Annotated in this window: 9 protein-coding genes; 5 read left to right on the top strand and 4 right to left on the bottom strand. The window is 64.5% G+C overall.

What is annotated here, in order from left to right:
• Window positions 1-96: 96 nt before the first annotated feature.
• Window positions 97-1,170 (bottom strand): DUF748 domain-containing protein, encoded by a 1,074-nt coding sequence (locus tag APH42_RS15455; protein ID WP_012273666.1) that lies wholly within the window; start codon window positions 1,168-1,170, stop codon window positions 97-99.
• Window positions 1,171-1,304: 134 nt separating this feature from the next.
• Here APH42_RS15455 and cysK point away from each other — a divergent pair, with 134 nt between their 5' ends.
• Window positions 1,305-2,279 carry a cysteine synthase A gene (gene cysK, locus APH42_RS15450; protein ID WP_012273665.1) on the top strand — a complete coding sequence of 325 codons (975 nt, stop codon included), beginning with the start codon at window positions 1,305-1,307 and terminating at the stop codon, window positions 2,277-2,279.
• Window positions 2,280-2,452: 173 nt separating this feature from the next.
• Entirely contained in the window at window positions 2,453-3,388 is a 936-nt protein-coding gene (locus tag APH42_RS15445) for an aspartyl/asparaginyl beta-hydroxylase domain-containing protein (RefSeq protein ID WP_012273664.1), read from the top strand.
• Between the two features lie 53 nt (window positions 3,389-3,441).
• Here APH42_RS15445 and APH42_RS15440 read toward each other — a convergent pair whose 3' ends face one another.
• From APH42_RS15440 to azu, 3 genes are all read right to left on the bottom strand, one after another.
• Window positions 3,442-4,419, bottom strand: a complete 978-nt coding sequence (locus tag APH42_RS15440) for an ATP-binding protein (protein WP_256217830.1) — start codon at window positions 4,417-4,419, stop codon at window positions 3,442-3,444.
• Window positions 4,420-4,754: 335 nt separating this feature from the next.
• Window positions 4,755-6,407, bottom strand: coding sequence for a cyclic peptide export ABC transporter (locus APH42_RS15435; RefSeq protein WP_012273662.1), 1,653 nt, complete (start codon window positions 6,405-6,407; stop codon window positions 4,755-4,757).
• 36 nt (window positions 6,408-6,443) lie between these two features.
• Window positions 6,444-6,893 (bottom strand): azurin, encoded by a 450-nt coding sequence (gene azu / locus APH42_RS15430; protein ID WP_012273661.1) that lies wholly within the window; start codon window positions 6,891-6,893, stop codon window positions 6,444-6,446.
• A gap of 181 nt (window positions 6,894-7,074) precedes the next feature.
• Between azu and APH42_RS15425 the strand changes: the two genes are divergently transcribed.
• From APH42_RS15425 to APH42_RS15415, 3 genes are all read left to right on the top strand, one after another.
• Window positions 7,075-8,058 (top strand): TauD/TfdA family dioxygenase, encoded by a 984-nt coding sequence (locus tag APH42_RS15425; RefSeq protein ID WP_060493679.1) that lies wholly within the window; start codon window positions 7,075-7,077, stop codon window positions 8,056-8,058.
• Window positions 8,059-8,242: 184 nt separating this feature from the next.
• Window positions 8,243-14,710 carry a non-ribosomal peptide synthetase gene (locus APH42_RS15420; protein ID WP_060493678.1) on the top strand — a complete coding sequence of 2,156 codons (6,468 nt, stop codon included), beginning with the start codon at window positions 8,243-8,245 and terminating at the stop codon, window positions 14,708-14,710.
• Between the two features lies 1 nt (window position 14,711).
• Window positions 14,712-22,532: a non-ribosomal peptide synthetase gene (locus APH42_RS15415; RefSeq protein WP_060493677.1), complete on the top strand. Its 7,821-nt coding sequence runs from the start codon at window positions 14,712-14,714 to the stop codon at window positions 22,530-22,532.
• Window position 22,533 lies beyond the last annotated feature (1 nt).

The raw sequence follows: 22,533 nt of genomic DNA, 5'->3' as shown, positions 1-22,533 counted from the left end.
AACACATGAATTTATTTGTCACCGACTATAACGCGGGGTTAGGCAACTGAAAACGCAGACCGGGTATTCAGTCCCTGAATGCCCCGTCACGCCGACTCAGTCGGCATCCGGCGCCCCCCGCTCATACCGGGCATTGAACGCCTGGATAAACCCGTTGCGCAGGATCTGCAAGAACGCCTCGAAGGCGCTGATATCCTGCTTGTGCACGCTGCCACTGAGTTCCACGCGGGTGGCGAACTGGTTTTTCGGCTGGTTCTTCAGGACCGTCTCGGTCGCACCCACCAAGGCCTCCCACACCGAGCGGAAGAAGCCCTTGTCCTTTTCTTCGACGTCCTGTTGCCAGTCGAACACGTCGACATCGCGCAGCAGCGGCTTTATATAGCCATTTAGCCGGCCGTTTTCCGCCTGGGCCTCGATCACCACGTCACCATGCCCGGCATTGAAGTCGAACTTGCCATAGGCGCTGGCAAAATCATTCAGTTTGCGCAGTTCGATGCCGGTAGCGCGAAGCCTGAATTTGAAGTCATCGAAATCACTGAACGGGTCGAAGGTGGCACGGCTTTCTACCTTCGCATCGCCCGCGATGAGCGCCGTACCTTCGAAACTCGCATCGCGACGGCCTTTTTTGTCGCGAACATTGGTCAGGTTGCGGATGTTGGCGTTCAGTTGTGTGGCCTTGAGGTCGACCGGTGGTTTGGAGTTGAAGTTGCGGAAGGTCAGCACGCCGTTGTCGATTCGCACTTCGTTGAGGGTGATGGGCAGCAGTTTTTCCAGCTGCTGGCGCCAGTCGGTGCCCTGGCCCGTCTGCGATGCCTGTTTGCTGCCACCGTCGACGAAATTCAGCTCGGGGCGCACGAAGGTCACTTCGGCCACCACCGCTTTGTCGTACCACAGCGAACGCCAACTCACCGAAAGGTCGATCAGCGGCGCGTCGAGAAACGGTACCGGCACCTTGCCGCTGGTCTTGACGATTTTCAGGCCATTGATCTGGTATGCGCCGCGCCACCAGGCCAGGTCCACATCGGCTACCTGGCCGCGGTAGTCACCCATGTCGGCCAGTTTGTCGTTCAGGTAGTCGCGCACCAGGTAGGGCAGGGCCAGGTGCAGGGCAACCAGCAGCACGATCAGGCTGCCCAGGCCCAACAGCGGCCAGCGATAACGGGCTCTCATCGGAGCGTCTCCAAGGCAGGATGTGCGGTTGACCGCGACGCGCCCCGCTGAGTTCGAACAGGCTTTACGGGCCATCGGCCGGGGCTTACCCTTGAGGTCTTTCCCTGCTTTTTTTCATGCCAAGGACCCCTGCCATGAGCCGTATCTTTGCAGACAACGCCCATTCCATCGGCAACACGCCGTTGGTGCAGATCAACCGCATCGCCCCTCGCGGTGTGACCATCCTTGCCAAGATCGAAGGGCGCAACCCAGGTTATTCGGTCAAATGCCGCATCGGCGCGAACATGGTCTGGGACGCCGAGAGCAGCGGCAAGCTCAAGCCGGGCATGACCATCGTCGAGCCTACCTCGGGCAACACCGGTATCGGCCTGGCCTTCGTTGCCGCTGCCCGCGGCTACAAGCTGATGCTGACCATGCCCGCCTCGATGAGCCTGGAGCGCCGCAAGGTGCTGAAGGCGCTGGGCGCCGAACTGGTGCTGACCGACCCGGCCAAGGGCATGAAGGGCGCCATCGAGAAGGCCAACGAAATCGTCGCCTCCGACCCCGCCCAGTACTTCCTGCCGGGCCAGTTCGAAAACCCGGCCAACCCGGCCATCCACGAAAAGACCACAGGACCGGAGATCTGGAACGATACCGACGGTGCGGTTGACGTGCTGGTGGCGGGCGTGGGTACCGGTGGCACCATCACCGGTGTATCGCGCTACATCAAGCACACCCAGGGCAAGGCGATCCTCTCGGTGGCCGTGGAACCCGTTTCGTCGCCGCTGATTACCCAGACCCTGGCCGGCGAAGAACTCAAGCCCAGCCCGCACAAAATCCAGGGCATTGGCGCCGGTTTCGTGCCGAAAAACCTCGACTTGTCGATCGTCGACCAAGTGGCGACGGTGACCGACGAAGAGTCCAAGGCCATGGCCATTCGCCTGATGCAGGAAGAGGGCATCCTGTGCGGCATTTCTTGCGGTGCGGCCATGGCGGCGGCCGTGCGCCTGGCCGAAAAGCCGGAAATGCAAGGTAAGACCATCGTCGTAATCCTGCCCGATTCGGGCGAGCGTTACCTGTCGAGCATGCTGTTCAGCGACCTGTTCAGCGAGCAGGAAAACCAGCAATAATCGGCGTTGCCGCTGATCCGGCGCAAGGTTGGGCGGCCTGGTTTATTGCAAAATCTTCATCAATGCGATCCCGCCCGGGTTGTTTTTACCTCGGCGGGATCGGTTTATGATGGCAGGATGATTTTTTGGAGAGCAGGCCGCGCAGCCCTGGCTCTTCCCCAAGGAGTGAAAGCATGACCTTTTCCTTTGCAGCCAAGGCGGGTGTCTTGCTGGTGTTTTTCGGCAGCGTGCTGTTCGTGCACCTGCGCGGCAAGGCCCGCCTGCCGGTGTTGCGCCAGTTCGTCAACCATTCGGCGTTGTTCGCCCCCTACAACGCGTTGATGTACCTGTTTTCCGGCGTGCCGTCCAAACCCTACCTGGACCGCCAGCGCTTCCCAGAACTGGACGTGCTGAAAGACAACTGGCAGGAGATCCGCGAAGAGGCCATGCGCCTGTTCGACGAGGGCTATATCCGCGCCGCCGAAAAGGACAACGACGCAGGCTTTGGCTCGTTCTTCAAGAAGGGCTGGAAGCGCTTTTACCTGAAGTGGTACGACAAACCCCTGCCGTCGGCCGAAGCTTTGTGCCCGCGCACGGTCGAGCTGGTCAGCAGCATCCCCAACGTCAAAGGCGCGATGTTCGCCCTGCTGCCCGGCGGCAGCCACCTGAACCCGCACCGCGACCCGTTCGCAGGCTCGCTGCGCTACCACCTGGGCCTGTCCACGCCCAACTCCGACGCCTGCCGCATTTACGTGGATGGCCAGGAATACGCCTGGCGTGATGGCGAAGACGTGATGTTCGACGAAACGTACGTGCACTGGGTCAAGAACGAAACTGACGTTACGCGGGTGATCCTGTTCTGCGACATCGAGCGCCCACTGAGCAGCCCGCTGATGACCCGCATCAACCGCCAGGTCAGTGCCTTCCTCGGCCGTGCCACCGCGCCGCAGAACACCGACGACGAGCGCGTGGGTGGGATCAACCAGGCGTATGCCTGGAGCAAGCGCTTCAGCAACAAGATCAGCAGCCACGTGAAGCAGTTCAAGCGCGCCAACCCCAAGGCCTACCGCGTGCTGCGGCCGGTGCTGGCGGTGGTGGTGGCTTACGCACTGTACCGCTGGTTGTTCTGATTGCGGCCTGCGTAGAGCGCCAGATTGATGGGGCGCTCTACGTACAGGAACCTTCAGCCAAGCCCTTCCAGCAAGCCATCAGCGCGGACCAGATCGACGATTACCTGCTCATCTACCGCGTATACGCCCCGTGATGCCCTCCACACCAGATGCTTGTCCTGCAAGGCGATGAGCGCTTGCTGAACCCCCGGCACCTCGGCCTTGATTTCGCTTTCCTGCACACCCGCCCGTTCCATCGCTTTGGCGTACAGTGCCAGGGTTGGGGCCTCAAACGGTGCGTATTCATTACCCTTTACGCACATGACGCGTAGAACGGCGGATTGAATCGGAGTGAGGCTGTGGATCACCTTTTTCAGGTTCACGTTAAGGTCATTGGCTTGCGCCTGAACAAGCTCTCGGAACCGTGCCGGTACGGCTTCGGGCTCGATGCTGAAGTCGAAGCGTATTTCATCCGCTGCCGCGCCCAGTAACTCAGGGCGGTAGCCGCTTTCTTTGAACAGTTGGAACACCTCTACCGGGTCGAGTGCGCAGGGGAGATCGATGTTGGCGCAAAGCCAGTCGATGAAGCCCTGATCCAGCGTTGGGAACTGCACCATCGCAGCGCCGAAGAACGCCTGATCTTTGCTATTGCGCAGCATGGCCAGTTTGTCCCGGTTCGAGCCCGTGCAAACGATGCGCAACCCATGGTGCTTCGAGCTGTTGAGTTCGTCCCGGGCCGCTTTGAGGGCGAACAAGGCTGCTATTCCCTGGTCGGTCGTGATTGCATGTTGCGCCTCGTCGATGATCAGCACGATGATCTTGCGTGATTCGTCGGAGAGCGCGACCAGCGCACTGGTGAGATCGACATCTTGCCCCAGCCCGATCTTGTCCACGCTGAAATTCAGGCCACCTACGGTTACCTTCTCCATGCCAGTGGACTTTGCCAGCCGCGTAATGAAGCCTTCGTTACGCCCGAGCGCCTCACGCACGGTTTCCACGATGACTTGGCCTGGGTCTTTGGTCAGGTCTTTCCAGAGGTCGGCGTACAGCACGATTGCCTGCGCAGCTTCGAGAGCGGGTCGAAGGTCTTCGCGTGCAAAGGTGGATTTACCGGTACGCCTGGGGGCCGCCAGAAACACCCCCGAGCTTGCTGCACTGCCCACGGCAACTTGCATGATCAATTTCGACAGCCGCGATGCTAGCGCTGGGCGGTGATAGACGGTTTCCGGCATTACGGCCTCCCATACAGCTTTATAGTCAATTATAGAGTGATTATAGAGCTATTATAGGCCGTATGAGAGACGTGGTTTATAGGCAATTATAGGTCGACTATAGATCGATTATAGGGAGCGTAAAGGTGATGGGGCGCATAGCGCCCCTCGGTCACTCAAGCCGGCTCTAATGCCTCGACCACCTTCCCACGGCTCAGGTGCACCACCTTGTCCGCCGTATCGAAGTACCGGTCATCATGCGAGATCACGATGATGGTCTTGCCCAAACGCTTCAGGTCCGGCAACAGCTCGGTGTAGAACACCCGGCGGAAGGTTGGGTCCTGGTCCGCCGCCCACTCATCGAACACCAGTACCGGCCGCCCATCCAGCCAGGCATTGACCAGCGCCAGGCGCTTGCGCTGCCCGGTCGACAAGTCGGTGGTGGTGAAGGCGCCATCGCGTACGCTGACCTTGTGGGCAATTTCCAGCCGTTCCAGGTAACGCGTGGCATCGCTGGGCAGGCTGTGCTCGTGCTCGGGCAGGTCTTCGAACAGGTAGTAATCGGCGAACACGGTGGTGAACAGCTGGCGATAGTCGTCCAGCGCCTCCGGGCCGACGGCCTTGCCGTTCAGGCGCACTTCACCGCGTTGTGGGGCGTACAGGCCCAGTAGCAGCTTGATCAGCGAAGTCTTGCCGCAGCCGTTTTCCCCGACGATGAACAGGATTTCGCCCGGTTCGATGCTCAGGTTCACAGGCCCAACGCGAAACGGCTCGTTGCCGTCCACGGGTGGGTACGCGTATTCGACGTTGTGCAGCTCCAGGTGCGCGGTAGCCGGGGTTTCGCGCTTGACCGGCGGCTCCAGCAGCAGGTGCGGTTCGGGCGAGGAGAAGCGTTCGGACAGGTCGGCTATACGGCGGAACGCCACCTGGGCGCGGCCGAGGATCGGCAGGTTGCCGATCAGCGTTTCCAGCGGGCCTTTCATGTACAGCAGCACCAGCACGAAACCGCTCATCACCGCCGGGTCATTGCTTGGCCACAGCGATTGCAGGGCCAAGGTCAGGCCGATGACCACGAAGAACAGCATCGACCCCAGGCTCTTGGCCGCCACGAAGATGTTGATGGCGCGGATGTGAGTGTTGGCGATGAAGTCGGCGGTGCCCTGGATGTTGCGCGTCAGCATGGCATGGCGGCGACGGCGGTCGATGCGCAGCTCCTTGGCCCCTTCGGCAATGGCCGAATAGTGCTTCTGCAGGTTGTCTTCGGCATCGCGGGCGGCGTTGAAGCCAGCCACGCCTTTTTGCCGTGCCACGTACTGGATGCCGCTGCCGATGCCGATGGCTGCCAGGGTGATGAGGAAGATCGGCCACGACAGCCACGCCAGGTAGGCCATGCAACCGGTTACCGTGGTGAGCGAAATGGCCAGCGGTGCAAAGGCGAAGGCAAAGTCGCTGATGGTGTCGACGTCGCGGGTCAGCACAGGGATCAGGCGGTGGGTGCGGTAGCGCTCGATCTGCTCGATCGGTGCCGACAGCACCTTGGCGCCCAGGTCCTTGCGCAACCGGGCAATGACCTTCTGGCCGACGTAGTTGGTGCCGCTGTCGGCCGCCACGCTACTGACCAGGGCCAATACACAGAGGCCGGCAAAGGCCAGGATCACACCCTGGCTCATGCCGCCTTCAGCGTGCAGGCCCTGGTTGACGGTGGCCAGCAGCGCAGTGACGGCCAGGCCGCCGACCATGCCCAGCAGCACCGAGACGATGACCGCCGGGCGGTAAGGTTTGAGCAGGCCCAGCAGTTCGCGGATGGCCCCGGGGGAGGAGGTTTTCATGAAGCGTGATCTCGCTGGTGAAAGTGGGGGGCGGGGTCAGCTACCAAGGGTCAGGGTGCCCTTCATCAGGGTGCTGTGGAACGGGAACGAGCAGTAGAAGCTGTAGTCGGTACCGGCCTTCAGCGCCTTGGTATCGAGGGTGACGCTGTCCTTCTCGCCACCACCGATCAGGCGGGTATGAGCGATCACCCGTGTGTCGCCAGGCTTGACGTAGTCCTGCGCCTCGCCGGCCTTCAGGCCGTCATCCAGTACGCCCTGCATGTCGGCCTGGGTGCTCAATACCCAGTTGTGGCCCATCACGTTCTTGGGCATGTCGCCTGGGTGGGTGAGGGTAACGGTGAACGTGGTGCAGGTTTTGGGCACGCTGATGGCGGCCTTGTCGAAGGTCATCTGGTCGGTGCCGTGGATTTCCATGGCGCATGGCTCCGCCGACCAGGCGGCAGGGGCCGTGGCGAGCAGGGCTAGGAGCAGAAGCTGGCGAGTCATGTACGGTTCCTGGGCGATAAAAGGGTGCACATCGTTCAGACGAACCGGCACGCGCTGGCTTTACCTGTGAGTGCTGCCCTGGTGAATTTCCCGCGGGCCCGCTCGTTCACCTAGTCAGGCGCCGTGATGGCGCACAACCCGATTTCGCCGCCAACGCGGCCCTGGCTTGAGGTGACCGTACATGAGTGAACTGCTGAGCTTTGCCATCGAACCGCTGGACGCCGCGCGCGGCAACCTGCCGCTGCTGGTGCGCGCACCGGAGCCGGGGATCGACCTGCTGGAGGCTTTTACCGAATTGCAGCCGCTGGTGGATCGGCACCTGCTGCAGGCTGGCGGCATCCTGTTCCGCGGCTTCGAGGTGGGTGGCGCCGAAGCCTTCCGCCAGTTTGCCGCCTCCTTCGGTCACCCACTGCTCAACTACGAGTTCGGTTCTACCCCCCGCAGCAACGTGACCAAAGGCGTGTACACCTCGACCGAATACCCGGCGCACCAGAGCATTCCCCTGCACAACGAGCAGGCCTACACCCTGGAATGGCCGATGAAGATCTGGTTCTACAGCGTCATCCCCGCCGAGACCGGCGGCGAAACGCCAATTGCCGATAGCCGCGAGGTGTACCGACGCATGCCGGCGCGCATTCGCCAGCGCTTGGAGGAGAAAGGGCTGATGTATGTGCGCAACTATGGCAACGGCCTGGATGTGGAGTGGTCGCAGGTGTTCAACACCGAAGACCCGCGCCAGGTCGAGGCGTACTGCCGGGCGCATGCCATCGAGTGCATATGGAAGGACGACGGCGAGCTGCGCACGCGCCAGCGCTGCCAGGTGGTGGCGCGCCATCCGGTAACCGGGGATGACGTGTGGTTCAACCAGGCCCACCTGTTCCATGTGTCGAACCTGCAGCCAGAGGTGCGTGAATCGCTGATGGACATTGTCGAGGAAGAGGACCTGCCACGTAACGTGTATTACGGCGACGGTACGACCATCGAGGATTCGTTGCTCGATGAAGTGCGCGGGGTGCTGGATGAATGCACCATCAGCTTCCCCTGGCTGACAAACGATGTGCTGATGCTCGACAACATGCTCGCGGCCCACGCCCGCTCGCCGTTTACCGGTAAGCGCAAGGTGGTGGTGGCGATGGCCGAGGGGCACAGCGAGGTGTTGGGCTGATAGGTGTTTGTCGTGGGAGGTGCAGCGCCTGTGAGATCGAGCGCCGCCCGCGCGGCGCTCGATCTCACAGGCGCCAAATTCCCAACGGCGGGCCCCTGGTGGCCCTGCTTCAATCCCCCCCCTAAATCAGCCCCCCATGCCTTCGTCTGACAGTTACCGCTCGACTGCCAGGACACCGCTCGACATGAATGCTGATCAAACGCTCAAGCTCGCCCGCCGCTTCATCGAACTCAGCCCCGACAAGCGCCGCCTGTTCCTCAAGGCGCTGCAGGGCGAGGGCATGGATTTTTCCGTGCTGCCGATCGCGCACGGGGTGGAGGTGGCCGAGCGCGACCAGCTGTCGTATGCCCAGCGGCGCATGTGGTTCCTCTGGCAGCTCGACCCGCAGGGCGCAGCGTACAACCTGCCGATGGCCGTGCGCCTGCATGGTCCACTTGACCTGGCCGCTCTACAGCAGGCTTTCGATGCCCTGGTGGCGCGCCACGAAACCCTGCGCACTCGGTTTGTCGCCGACGGCGATGACGTGCGCCAGCAAGTAGACGCCGTGGCTGCTCCGTTGCAGCTGCGCCAGGACGCCTTGGCCAGCTTGGACGAAACCGCCCGCCAGGCCGCGGTCGAACGCATCGCCGAAGCCGAAGCTCTGGCCCCGTTCGACCTGGCCAGTGGCCCATTGCTGCGCGTACGCCTGCTGCAACTGGCCGCACAGGAGCATGTACTGCTGCTGACCCTGCACCACATCGTCGCCGACGGCTGGTCGATGAACGTGCTGATCGATGAATTCCTGCACCTGTACGAGGCCGCCGTAGCCGGCACCGAGGCCACACTCGACGCGCTGCCAATCCAATATCGCGACTTCGCCCTGTGGCAACGCAGCTGGCTGGAGGCTGGCGAGCAGGAGCGCCAGCTGGCCTACTGGCAGGCCCGCCTGGGCGAGGACCATTCGCCGCTGGAGCTGCCACTGGATCGTGCCCGCCAAGGCCGGCCCAGCTACCGGGGCGCGCGCCACGAATTCCCCGTCGCCGCAGACGTTGCCGAGCGCCTGCGCGGTGTGGCGCGCAAGCACAACGTCACCCTGTTCATGGTGTTGCTGGCTGCCTTCAAGCTGCTGTTGCAGCGCTACAGCGGTCAGGCCGCGATCCGCGTCGGCGTGCCCATCGCCAACCGCAACCGTGCAGAAGGCCAAGGGCTGATTGGCTGCTTCATCAACACCCAGGTGCTGCACACCGAGATCGACCCGCTGCTGGATATCGCCGGCCTGCTGCAGCGCGTGCGCGAAACCGCCGTGGGTGCACAAAGCCACCAGGACTTGCCCTTCGAGCAGTTGGTCGAAGCCCTGGACCTGCCGCGCAGCAGCGAAAGCCCGCTCTTTCGTGTGCTGTTCAACCACCAAGCGCAGGTGGCGGATGTGCAGGCCATCGAGACTCGCTCCGGCCTGAGCCTGGCGCCCATTGCCCTGGAGAAGCACAGCGCACGCTTCGATCTGGCGTTGGACACCCACGAACGCGCCGGGCAGTTGCATGCCGCGTTCACCTACGCGACGGATGTATTCGAGGCGGCCACCATCGAAGCCCTTGGCGAGCAGTGGCTGGCGCTGGTGCAGGCGCTGGCTGCCGAAACGGCTGGTGCTGTAGGCGAGCTGGCATTGCCGGGTCTGGCCGCAACCCTGGGCGCCCCCGCGCAGGCCGCCGAGTCGCCCAGTGTGCAGCAACGCTTTGCTGCAGCCGCCAGTCGTCACCCCGAGCGCATCGCGGTAGTGGCTGCGGGCGAACAGGCGAGCTTCGCCGAACTCGATGCCCGCGCCGAGGCCATTGCCAGCCGCCTGGTCAAAGCCGGGGTAGGGCCAGACACACTGGTTGGCGTACTGGCCGACCGCAGCGTCGGCATGCTCGCCAGCATTCTGGGGGTACTCAAGGCGGGGGGCGCCTACCTGCCGCTGGAGCCCGAGCAGCCGGCTGAGCGCCTCGCCTACATGCTGACCGACAGCGGCACCCGCCGGGTGCTGGCCCCCGGTAACTGGCAGGCCGAGTTACCCGCGGCCGTGCAGCACCTTGACTGGGCGCAAGCGGGCAACGGCAGCGTCGCACGCACCGCGCCGGCTGCGGCAAACCTGGCCTATGTGATCTACACCTCTGGCACCACCGGCCAGCCCAAGGGCGTGGCGATCAGCCACGGCGCCCTGGCCAACTATGTCGATGGCATGAGCGCGCGCCTGCCTGTCGAGCGAATCCGCAGCATGGCCCAGGTCTCGACCCCGGCTGCCGACCTTGGCCACACCATGCTGTTCGGCGCACTGTGCGGCGGCCACACCTTGCACCTGTTGCTGCGCGAACAGGTGCTGGATGCCGAAGGTTTCGCCGCGTACCTGGCCGAACACCAGGTGGATGCCCTGAAGATCGTGCCTTCACACCTGGAGGCCATGCTGGTGGCTGGCCGCGCGGCGCTGCCGAGCCAGTGCCTGGTATTGGGTGGCGAGGCCATCAGCCCGGGCCTGCTGGGCAAGATCCGCCAACTGGCCCCGGCGCTCAAGGTGTTCAACCACTACGGCCCGACCGAAACCACCGTCGGCGTGCTGGTTGCCGAACTGAGCGAACAAAGCAGCCTCGGCCAGCCGTTGGCCAACACCCGCGTGGCAGTGCTTGACCGCTGCCTGCAGCCACTGCCGGCCAAGGCCAAGGGCGAGCTGTACATAGGCGGTGCAGGCCTTGCCCGTGGCTACCTGAACCGCCCGTCGCTCACTGCTGAGCGCTTCGTGCCCGACCCGCACGGCAGCCACGGCCAGCGCCTGTACCGCAGCGGTGACTGGGTACGCCAGGGCAACGACCTGCAATTTGCCGGGCGTATGGATGGCCAGGTGAAGATCCGTGGCTACCGTGTCGAGCTGGCCGAAATCGAAAACCAGCTGCGCGCACTGGACGGTGTGGCCAATGCCCTGGTCCGCGTGCAGGGCCAGGCGCCGCAATTGCAACTGGCTGCCTGGCTGGTGCCCAGTGAAATGCCTGCCGACTGCCAGGCCTGGCAGGATTCGACCCGCGCCACCCTCAAAAGCCGGCTGCCCGAACATATGGTGCCGACCCACTTGATGGTGCTGGAGCACCTGCCGGTCACCGCCAACGGCAAGGTCGACGTCAAGGCGCTGCCCGAGCCGGTCGCCACCCTGCAGGCCTACCAGGCACCAGAGAGCCCGCTGCAAGTGCAGTTGGCAACGATCTGGGCCGAAGTCCTGCAAGTGCCGCAGGTTGGCCTGACCGACAACTTCTTTGCCCTCGGTGGCCATTCGCTGCTTGCAACCCAGGCCGTATCTCGCGTGCGCAAGCAGTTGGGCGTAGATATCCCGCTGCGCACCCTGTTCGACACCGTCGACCTGCTGGCCTTCGCCCAGGCGGTGGCGGAGGGCGAGAAGGGCACGGGCCTGGACATCGAAATCCTCGACCGCCAGCAGCCGCTGCCGGTGTCCCGTTCGCAGAACCGCCAGTGGTTGTTCTGGAAGCTCAACCCACAAAGCCTGGCCTACAACACGCCGATGGCCGTGCGCATGCAGGGCAACCTCGATCGTTCGGCGGTGCAGGCCGCACTGGATGCACTGGTGGCCCGCCACGAGTCACTGCGCACGGTGTTCGTCGAAGCCGACGGCTTGCCGTGGCAGCGCATCCTGCCAGCCGCCACGGTGCCGATCGGCTTCGAAGACCTCAGCGGCCAGGACCACGCGGCGCAGCTGCGCAAGCTGGAAGCCGAAGCCTTTGTCCCGTTCGACCTGGAGCATGGGCCTCTGCTGCGTGCCCGTCTGTTCAAGGTGAATGCGCAAGAGCACCTGTTGTCGCTGACCCTGCATCACATCGTCTCCGATGGCTGGTCGATGAGCCTGCTGGTGCGCGAGTTCGCTGCCGTCTACAACGCGGCGGCCACAGGCCGGCAGCAGACCATCGAACCCTTGCCGGTGCAGTACGCCGACTTCGCCGCGTGGCAGCGCAAGTGGCTGGCCGAAGGGCAGATGCAGGCGCAGATCGATTACTGGAAGGCCCGCCTGGAAGACGACTTCGAAGTGCTCGAACTGCCCGCCGACCGCATTCGCCCGCAGGTCAAGAGCTACCAGGGCAGCCGCTTCGACGTGCGCCTGCCGCTGGCCCTGACCGAGCGCCTGCGGGCCCTGGCAGTGGCGTCCAACGCCACGCTTTTCCATGTATTCCTGGCGGCCTATGCCATCGTACTGTCGCGTTACAGCCGCAAGGACACGTTGAACATCGGGGTGCCCGTCACCAACCGCAACCGCCTGGAGCTGGAGGGGCTGATCGGCTTCTTCATCAACGTGGTGGTAGCCCGCATCGGCGTCGATGGCAGCCAGCCGTTCCCGCAACTGCTGGCGGCGATCAAGGAAACCACCTTGCAGGCTCAGGCCAACAAAGATGTGCCGTTCCTTGAAGTGGCCGAGGCGCTGTACCCGGACCGCGACCAGGGTGTGAACCCGTTCTTCCAGGTGCTGTACAACCACTTGCGCGACCTGGGTGAGCAGGTATCCAGCGATGCCCTGCACGGCTTGCAGGTCAAGGAAGTGGACCTGCTGGAGCCCGGTGCGCAGTACGACATCTCGCTCAACACGCTGGAACGTTCCGATGGGGTGACGGCCTCGTTCAACTACTCCACCGACCTGTTCGACGCCGCACGCATCGAACGCATGGCCGGTCATTGGCAGGCGTTGCTGGAAGCTATCTGCGCCGAGCCGCAGCGCTGCATTGGCGAGCTGGGCTTGCTAGGCAGTGCCGAACACCAGCAACTGACCCATGGCTGGAACCCGGCGTCGCAGGCCAGTAGCGGCCTGTGCGCACACCAGTTGCTGGAGCACCAGGCAAGTCTGCGACCAGACGCTGTGGCGTTGATCTTCGACGACCAGCAAATGACCTACGCCGAGCTCGACCGCTGCAGCAACCAGCTGGCGCATCGTTTGCGGGCGCTGGGCGTGGGCCCGGACCGTCTGGTCGGCGTGGCTGTCGAGCGCGGCCTGGGCATGGCCCTGGCGCTGGTTGCCATCCACAAGGCGGGTGGCGCTTATGTGCCGCTGGACCCGGACTACCCGCAGGAGCGCCTGGCCTACATGGTCGAGGACAGCAGCATCGGTTTGTTGCTGGCCGACGTGCCTTCGCGTGAACGCCTGCAGTTGAGCACACCGCTGCCCTGCGTGGTGCTGGAGCCGGGTAACGACTGGCTGAGTGCCTGGCCTGCCGAGCCGCTGGCCAACCTGGCCGCGCCGGAGAACCTGGCCTATGTGATCTATACCTCCGGCTCCACCGGCATGCCCAAGGGCGTGGCCATCGATCACCATGCCTTGTCGGTGTTCTGCCAAGTGGCTGGTGACTATTCGCGGCTGAGCCCGAATGACCGCGTGTTGCAGTTCGCCACCTTCAGTTTCGACGGCTTCATCGAGCAGTTCTTCCCGCCGCTGGCCCAAGGCGCTTGCGTCGTGCTGCGCGATCTGCGGCTGTGGGACACCGCGACTCTGCTGGATGAAATCAACCGCCACGATGTCACCGTAGCCGACCTGCCAGCCGCCTACTGGCGTTTACTGGCACTGGAGCGCCGCGCACCGGAAGCCTATGGCCGGCTGAAGCAGATTCACGTCGGTGGCGAGGCGGTGCCAGAAGACGCCCTGCGTGCCTGGCTGGCCGATGGCCCAACCGCAGTGCGCCTGTTGAACACCTATGGCCCGACCGAAGCCACCGTGGTCGCCACCACCTATGACTGCTCGCAGATGACCCCGCAGCAGATCAGCCAGGGTGGCGTACCCATTGGCCGTGCCATACCAGGCCGCAGCCTGCATGCCCTTGACGATGGCCTGGCGCCAACCCCGGTGGGGGTGCCAGGCGAGCTGTTCATCGGCGGGGCAGGTTGCCTGGCACGCGGTTACCACCAGCGGCCATCGCTGACTGCCGAGCGCTTCATCCCTGACCCGTTCGACCCGGTTGGCGGCGGCCGCCTGTACCGCACCGGTGACCTGGGTTGCTATGACGAAAACGGCCAGCTGGCCTATCGCGGCCGGGCCGATCACCAGGTGAAAGTGCGCGGCTTTCGCATCGAACTGGGCGAGATCGAGCAGTACCTGCGCGCGCACCCGGACGTGCGCGAAGCCACTGTACTGGCCATCGACCTGCCTGCGGGCAAGCAGCTGTGCGCCTATGCCGTGCCGGTTGAAGGCCATGACGGCGACCTGCGCCTGGCCTTGAAGCACTACCTCAAGGCCAGCCTGCCGGACTACATGATTCCGTCTTATCTGGTGACCCTGCCGAGCATGCCGCTGACCCCAAGCGGCAAGCTCGACCGCAAGGCCCTGCCGCTGCCTGACCCGAGCCAGCCGCAGCATGACTACGAGGCGCCGCAGACCGAGCGGCAACAGCAGTTGGCCAATATCTGGGCGCAATTGCTGAGCGTCGCCAGGGTCGGCTTGAACGACAACTTCTTCGAGCTGGGCGGCCACTCCTTGCTGGCCGCCCAGGCAGTGTCGCGGATCAACGTCGAGCTGGGGCTGGACATCCCACTGCGGCTGATCTTCACCCACCCCGAGTTGCGCGCCTTCGCCCTGGCGCTGGATGAACAGGCCCTGTCGCTGACCGACGATGGCCTGAGCGATATCGAAAAAATGATGAACGCATTCACAGAGGCCTGACATGGAACTCACTGCAGCACAACGCATCGCCCAACGTTTCGTCGGCCTCCCCGTGGAGCAACGCCAGCAGATCCTGGACAAGATGCAGGCCAGCGGGCAGAGCTTCCGCCTGCTGCCCATCGTGCCGGCACGCCAGGGCCTGGCACGCATTCCGCTGTCGTACGCCCAGCAGCGCCTGTTGTTCCTCTGGCAACTGGAGCCCGACAGCCCGGCCTACAACGTGCCCATTGCCGTACGCCTGAAAGGCGCACTGGACCAGGCGGTGCTGCAACAGGCGCTGGACGCGCTGGTGCAGCGCCACGAATCGCTGCGCACGCGCTTCGCCTCCGTGGAGGGTGAATTCCACCAGGAAATCCTCGACCAGTGCCCGCTGCCCCTGGAGCAGGTGATGTTCGACGGCGAGCCCGACGCAGCATCGCTGAGCGTGGCCGTGGACGCGGCCCTCAAGCAGCCGTTCGACCTGCTGAGCGGGCCGCTGCTGCGGGTGACCTTGCTGCGTGTGGCGGACCAGGAGCACGTACTGGCGCTGAGCATGCATCACATCATCTCCGACGGTTGGTCCAGCGATGTGCTGGTGCAGGAGTTCATCCAGCTGTACACCGCCCTGGCCGAGGGGCGGCAGGCCGATTTGCCGGCTTTGCCGATCCAGTACGCCGACTACGCCATCTGGCAGCGCGCCTGGCTTGAAGCCGGTGAAGCACAGCGCCAGCTGGCCTACTGGCAAGCGCAGTTGGGTGACGAGCAGCCGGTGCTGAGCCTGCCACTGGACTTCGAACGCCCGGCCACGCCAAGCCAGCGCGGTGCGGTGGTGCGCGTGGATATTGCGGGCGAACGGGCCGAGGCCCTGCGCAGCCTGGCACGCAAGGGCGGCCACACGCTGTTCGTGCTGGTACTGGCGGCCATGGCGGTGGTGCTGTCGCGCTACAGCGGCCAGGCCGACATCCGTATCGGTGCACCGAATGCCGGGCGTAACCGCAAGGAACTGGAAGGCCTGATCGGCTTTTTCATCAACACCCAGGTGCTGCGCGTGCAGGTGGACGAGCGCGCCACTTTCACCGCACTGCTGGAACAGGTGAAAGAGGTGATCGGCGGCGCCCAGTCGCACCAGGAGTTGCCGTTCGAGCACCTGGTCGACGCCTTGTTGCCTGAGCGCAACCTGGCCCACAACCCGCTGTTCCAGTTCAAGATCAACCAGCATGTGGCCACCAGTAAGGCGGGGCGTCAGCGCCTGGGCGCGCTGGAGGTGGAAGGCTTTGCCCGTGACGGCGGCGATGCTCGCTTCGACCTGGCCTTCGACTTCGCCGACAAGGCCGACGGTATCGAAGGCTACTTCACCTTCGCCACCGACCTGTTCGAGCAGGCCACCATCGAGCGCATGGCGGTTTCGCTGCGACAGGTACTGGAGGCACTGGTCCGCGACCCGCAGCAGGCGATCGTCGATTGCCCGGAAGTACCAGTAGTGTTGCCAATGGCCGGACAGGCCTATCCACAGGGCGACTTCCTGGGGCTGTGGCGCCAGGCAATGGTTCAAGGCCAGGCGCGCGGCGGCGTGCGTGCTGGTGACCGGTTCATGACCCAGGCCGGGCTGGAGGCAGGGTCCAACCGCCTGGCCAATTACCTGCGCCAGCGCGGTGTTGGCGCAGGCAGCGTCGTTGCCTTGTGCCTGCCGCGCTCCATCGAATGGGTCAGCGCCTTGCTTGCGGTGCTCAAGACCGGTGCGGCCTACCTGCCACTGGACACCCAGCAACCGCAGGAGCGCCTGCAACAACTGCTTGCCGACAGTGCTGCCACAGTGCTGCTGCACGAGCCAGGTGATTCGCGTTTCGTGGGCCTGGATGGCCTGCAGGTGATTGCCTGCGACCACAGCGCCTGGGCAACCTGCAGCGACAGCCCGCTCGACGTGGCAGTCGCCCCCGAACAGCCGGCTTACCTCATCTACACCTCGGGCTCGACCGGGCAGCCGAAAGGCGTGGTGATCAGCCATGGGGCGCTGGCCAGTTATACCCAGGCGGTGCTGGAGCGCCTGCAATTGCCGGCAGAGGCAAGCATGGCAATGGTCTCCACCACGGCGGCCGACCTTGGCCATACCGTGCTGTTCGGCGCCTTGGCCTCGGGCCGCCTGCTGCACTTGCTGCCACAGGAATTGGCTTTCGACCCGGATGGTTTCGCCAGTTACATGGCGCAGCACCAGGTTGGCGTGCTGAAACTGGTGCCGAGCCACCTGCAAGGCTTGCTGCAAGCAGCCCGCGCTGCCGATGTGCTGCCTGGCGAAGCGCTGATCCTTGGCGGCGAAGCATGCAGTTGGGGCCTGTTGGAAAAGATCCGCGAGTTGCGCCCTGGTTGCCGGGTGATCAACCACTATGGCCCGACCGAAACCACGGTTGGCGTGCTCACCTTCGAGCCCGGCCAGCCCGTGCCAGGCTGCCGCACGGTGCCGGTCGGCCGCCCACTGGGCAACGCTAGCGCGCAGGTGCTGGATGGCTATCTCAACCCGCTGGCGGCGCATGTGCCCGGCGAGTTGTACCTGGGCGGGCAGGGCGTAGCCCAGGGTTATCTCGGCCAGCCTGGGCTGACGGCCGAACGCTTCGTGCCCACCGAGGACGGTACCCGCGTGTACCGCACCGGCGACCGTGCGCGGCTGACTGCCGATGGCCTGATCGAGTTCGTTGGCCGCGCCGACGACCAGGTGAAGATTCGTGGCTACCGCGTGGAGCCGGGCGAAGTGGCTCGCCTACTGGCGGGCTTGCCCGCAGTCCATGAGGCCGTGGTGCTGGCCCTGCCGCTGGACAGTGATGCCGAGCGCCTGCAACTGGTGGCTTATGTGGTCGCCGAGGCTGGCGTCACCGAGCAGCAACTGCTGGCACAGTTGCAAGCACGCTTGCCTGAGTACATGGTGCCGGCACAGATGCTGCTGCTCGAACGCCTGCCACTGACCGCCAACGGCAAGCTCGACAAACGCGCACTGCCGGCACCGGGCGCTGTCAGCCGAGGCTTCGTGGCGCCGCAAGGTGAAATCGAAGAGAAGCTGGCCGCCGTATGGGCCGATGTGCTCAAGCTGGAGCGGGTCGGCAGCAGCGACAACTTCTTCGAGCTGGGCGGCGACTCGATCCTCAGCCTGCAGATCATTGCCCGGGCCAAACGCCAGGGCATCAAGATCACCCCCAAGCAGTTGTTCGAACAACAGACCATCGCCCAACTGGCGCAGGTGGCCAAGCGTATCGAGGCCAAGCAGCCAGCGGCGGCGCTCGTGGACACGGCCCTCAGCGGCGAGGTAGCCCTGCTGCCGGCCCAGGCGCGGTTCTTCGAGATGGATGTGGCGCAACCGGCGCACTGGAACCAGTCGGTACTGCTCAAACCCGCCAGCCCGGTACAGTTGCAACAGCTGGAGGCCGCCTTGCGTGCGGTGGTCGAGCAGCATGATGCCCTGCGTCTGCGCTTCACCCGTGGCGATGGCCAGTGGCGGGCACGCTTCCAGCCGTTGGGCAGCGCACCGTTGCTGCACCAGCGCCAGTTGGCTGCGCTAGGCGAGCTGGATGCTGCCGGCAACGAGGTACAAGCCAGCCTGAACCTGGAACAGGGGCCATTGCTGCGTGCCGAACTGTTCGATTTCGCCGATGGCCAGCAGCGTTTGCTGCTGGTGGTTCACCATCTTGTGGTCGACGGCGTGTCGTGGCGGGTGCTGCTGGAAGACCTGCAAGAAGCCTACAAGCAATTGCTGAACGGCCAGGCCGTAAACCTGCCCGCCAAGACCGCTGCAGTACAAACCTGGGCCGAACGCCTGGTCGCCCACGCCGGCAGCCCTACGCTACAAGCCCAGTGCGACTACTGGTTGCAAGCGCTGGCCGACAACAATGCCGAATTGCCACGCGATAATCCGCAGGGCAGCCTGGACAATAGCCATGCCCGCACCGCCGCTACACGGTTGGATGCCGAGCGCACTGCCAAGCTGCTGAAGCAGGCTCCGGCAGCCTACCGCACGCAGATCAACGACCTGCTGCTGACCGCACTGGCGCGCACGCTGTGCCAGTGGAGCACGCAAGACAATGTGTTGGTCCAGCTCGAAGGCCATGGCCGCGAAGACCTGTTCGACGACCTCGACCTAAGCCGCACCGTGGGCTGGTTCACCAGCCTGTTCCCGGTGCGCCTCACGCCGGGCGTGGACCTTGGCCAGTCGATCAAGGCCATCAAGGAGCAACTGCGCGCCGTACCGGACAAAGGCATTGGCTACGGCCTGCTGCGCTACCTCGGCGATGCCCAAGTGCGTGGGCAACTGCAACGCGCCGCCCAGGCCCGTGTCACCTTCAACTACCTGGGCCAGTTCGATGCCAGCTTTGCAGGTGAGGCTGGCGCACTGTTCACCCCAAGCGGCGAAAGTGCGGGCCGCACTCAATGTGCAGGCGCGCAGCTAGGCAACTGGCTGAGCATCACTGGCCAGGTGTATGGCGGCGAGCTGTTCCTGGAATGGACCTACAGCGCCGACGTGCACCACCCGGAAACCATCGAAGGCTTGGCTAACGCCTATGAACTGGCCCTGGTCGAGCTGGTCGAGCACTGCTGCGATACCCGCCACCAGGGGGTGACCCCGTCGGACTTCCCGCTGGCCGCGTTGACCCAGGCGCAACTGGACAGCCTGCCGCTGGCGGCAGCGCAGATCGCCGATGTTTACCCGCTGTCGCCCATGCAGCAGGGCATGCTGTTCCACACCCTTTACGACCAGCAGGCCGGCAATTACATCAACCAACTGCGCGTGGAAGTGCAGGGGCTGGATGTGCAACGCTTTCAGCAAGCCTGGCAGGCCACGCTGGACGCCCACGACATCCTGCGCAGCGGTTTTGTCCTGCAGGGTGAGCTGGTGCAGGCCGTACAGGTGGTACGCAAAGCCGTCGACCTGCCCTTCAGCGAGCACGACTGGCGCGGCCAGCCTGCCCTGGAGCAAGCCCTGCAGACGCTGGCCGAGGGTGAGCGCCAGCGCGGCTTCGACCTGGCCGCCGCGCCGCTGCTGCGTCTGGTACTGGTGCGCACCGGCGATGCCAGCCACCACCTGATCTACACCAACCACCATATCCTCATGGACGGCTGGAGCACTTCGCGCCTGTTGGGTGAAGTGCTGCAACGCTATGCAGGTGTGGCGCCGCAAGCGCCGGCCACGCATTACCGCGACTACATTGCCTGGCTGCAAGGCCAGGACGCAGCCGTTGCCGAAGCGTTCTGGAAGGCCCAGCTTGCCACGCTGGACGAGCCGACCCGCCTGGCCCAGGCCATTGCCGGCAGTGCTGGCGCCGGTGGTAGTGGCTACGGCGACTACCGCCTGGCCTTCGACCGCGTGCAGACCGCACGCATCGAAGCCTTCGCCCGGGCCAATCGGGTCACGGTCAACACCTTGGTGCAGTCTGCGTGGCTGCTGTTGCTGCAGCGCTGCACCGGCCAGGCCAGCGTGTGTTTCGGCGCCACCGTGGCCGGGCGACCGGCAGACTTGCCAGGCGTGGAGGAGCAGATCGGCCTGTTCATCAATACCTTGCCGGTGATCGGCACACCGCGTGCAGAGCAGCGCGTGACTGAGTGGATCGGCCAGGTGCAGGCCGGCAACCTGGCCGTGCGCGAGTTCGAGCACACGCCGCTGTACGACGTGCAGCGCTGGGCGGGGCAGGGCGGCGAGGCGCTGTTCGACAGCATCCTGGTGTTCGAAAACTACCCGGTGGCTGAAGCATTGCAACAGGGCGCGCCGGGTGGCCTGCGCTTTGGCGACGTAGCGGTGCAGGAGCAGACCAACTACCCGCTGACCCTGGTGGTGGAACTGGGCGCCACCTTGTCGATGCACTACAGCCATGACCGTGCGCTGTGGAGCGACGAGACGATCGGCCGCCTGGCTGGCTACTTTGCCAACTTGCTGCAGGCGCTGGTCGAGCGTCCAGATGCCGTTATCGGCGAGCTGCCAATGCTGGGCCAAGCGGAACAACAACGAATGGTCGAAGGCTGGAACGATACCCAGGCCGCGTACCCGGATGAGCGCAGCATTCATCAGCTGATCGAGGCCCAGGTGTTCGCCACCCCGGATGCTCCGGCGCTGGTGTTTGGCGAGCAGAGCCTGAGCTATGCCGAACTGAATGGCCGTGCCAACCAGCTGGCGCACAAGCTGCGCGAACAGGGCGTTGGCCCCGATGTGCTGGTGGGCATCGCCATGCAGCGCAGCCTGGAGATGGTCATCGGCCTGCTGGGTATCGTGAAAGCCGGCGGCGCTTACGTGCCGCTGGACCCTGAGTACCCGCAGGACCGCCTGAGCTACATGTTCGACGACAGCGGCATTGCCTTGCTGCTGACCCAGTCGCACCTGCGCGAGACCCTGCCGATTCCAGCCGGCCTGCGCAGCCTGGACCTGGATACCGAGGACCTGAGCGGCTACAGCGATGGCAACCTGAACCTCGACGTGGCGCCGCTGAACCTGGCCTATGTGATCTACACCTCCGGCTCCACCGGCCGCCCGAAAGGCGCCGGCAACAGCCATCAGGCCCTGGTCAACCGCCTGTGGTGGATGCAGAAGGCCTATGGCCTGGATGCCAGCGACAGTGTGCTGCAGAAGACCCCGTTCAGCTTCGACGTGTCGGTGTGGGAGTTCTTCTGGCCGCTGATGACCGGTGCCCGCCTGGTCATCGCCCAGCCGGGTGCTCATCGCGACCCGCAATTGTTGGTGGAAACCATCAATCACCATGGCATCAGTACGCTGCACTTCGTGCCGTCGATGCTGCAGGCGTTCATGACCCACGAAGCGGTCGAGAGCTGCGTTAGCCTCAAGCGCGTGGTGTGCAGCGGCGAAGCGCTGCCGGCCGAGCTGGCGCGGCAAGCCCTGCAACGCCTACCGGCGGCCGGCCTGTACAACCTGTATGGCCCGACCGAGGCGGCCATCGACGTCACTCACTGGACCTGCCAGGCGGACGAAAGCATCAGCGTGCCGATCGGCCAGCCAATCGACAACCTGAAAACCCACATCCTGGAAGGCAGCCTGCAACCCGCCGTGCGCGGCAGTGCCGGCGAGCTGTACCTGGGCGGCGTGGGCTTGGCCCGTGGTTATCACCAGCGGCCAGCACTGACCGCCGAACGCTTCGTGCCGGACCCGTTCAGCGGCAACGGTGGCCGCCTGTACCGTACCGGCGACCTGGCGCGCTACCGCGCCGACGGCGTGATCGACTACGCCGGGCGTATCGACCATCAGGTGAAGATCCGTGGCCTGCGCATCGAGCTGGGCGAGATCGAAGCGCGCCTGCTGGAGCTGCCGAGCGTGCAGGAAGCCGTGGTGCTGGCCCAGGACGGGCCGAACGGCCAGCAACTGGTGGCCTACGTGGTGCCTGCCGACAGCACGCAAGACCAAAGCGCATTGCGCGACAGCCTGCGCGAGGCCCTCAAGGTTGGCCTGCCGGACTACATGGTGCCGGCGCACCTGCTGCTGCTCGGCAAGCTGCCGGTGACGCCGAACGGCAAGCTGGACCGCAAGGCCCTGCCGCAGCCGGATGCCAGCTTGCTGCAGCGTGAATACGTTGCTCCACAGAGCCAGCTGGAGCAGCAGATCGCGGCGATCTGGGCGGATGTGCTGAAGCTGGAAAGGGTTGGGCTGACCGATAACTTCTTCCAACTCGGCGGGCATTCGCTGTTGGCCACACAAGTGGTGGCGCGCCTGCAGATGGAACTGGGGGCCGAGACACCACTGGCCCTGATTTTCCAGACCGACAACCTACGCGATTACGCCGCCGCGGTCAGCGCTGCAAGCACTGACCGCACGGCTGACCTGGACGAGTTCCACGACTTCATGAATGAGCTTGAGGCAGTTTGAG

The organism is Pseudomonas sp. NBRC 111140, assembly GCF_001320885.1.
GTDB lineage: Bacteria > Pseudomonadota > Gammaproteobacteria > Pseudomonadales > Pseudomonadaceae > Aquipseudomonas > Aquipseudomonas putida_P.
Note: the sequence above shows the minus strand (reverse complement) of the source record. Positions and strands in the feature narration are given on the sequence as shown.

What these genes read in the sequence shown, in the direction of transcription:
- APH42_RS15455 (WP_012273666.1), bottom strand. Translation starts at nt 1,170, where the DNA reads ATGAGAGCCCGTTATCGCTGGCCGCTGTTGGGCCTGGGCAGCCTGATC.
- cysK (WP_012273665.1), top strand. Translation starts at nt 1,305, where the DNA reads ATGAGCCGTATCTTTGCAGACAACGCCCATTCCATCGGCAACACGCCG.
- APH42_RS15445 (WP_012273664.1), top strand. Translation starts at nt 2,453, where the DNA reads ATGACCTTTTCCTTTGCAGCCAAGGCGGGTGTCTTGCTGGTGTTTTTC.
- APH42_RS15435 (WP_012273662.1), bottom strand. Translation starts at nt 6,407, where the DNA reads ATGAAAACCTCCTCCCCCGGGGCCATCCGCGAACTGCTGGGCCTGCTC.
- azu (WP_012273661.1), bottom strand. Translation starts at nt 6,893, where the DNA reads ATGACTCGCCAGCTTCTGCTCCTAGCCCTGCTCGCCACGGCCCCTGCC.
- APH42_RS15425 (WP_060493679.1), top strand. Translation starts at nt 7,075, where the DNA reads ATGAGTGAACTGCTGAGCTTTGCCATCGAACCGCTGGACGCCGCGCGC.
- APH42_RS15420 (WP_060493678.1), top strand. Translation starts at nt 8,243, where the DNA reads ATGAATGCTGATCAAACGCTCAAGCTCGCCCGCCGCTTCATCGAACTC.
- APH42_RS15415 (WP_060493677.1), top strand. Translation starts at nt 14,712, where the DNA reads ATGGAACTCACTGCAGCACAACGCATCGCCCAACGTTTCGTCGGCCTC.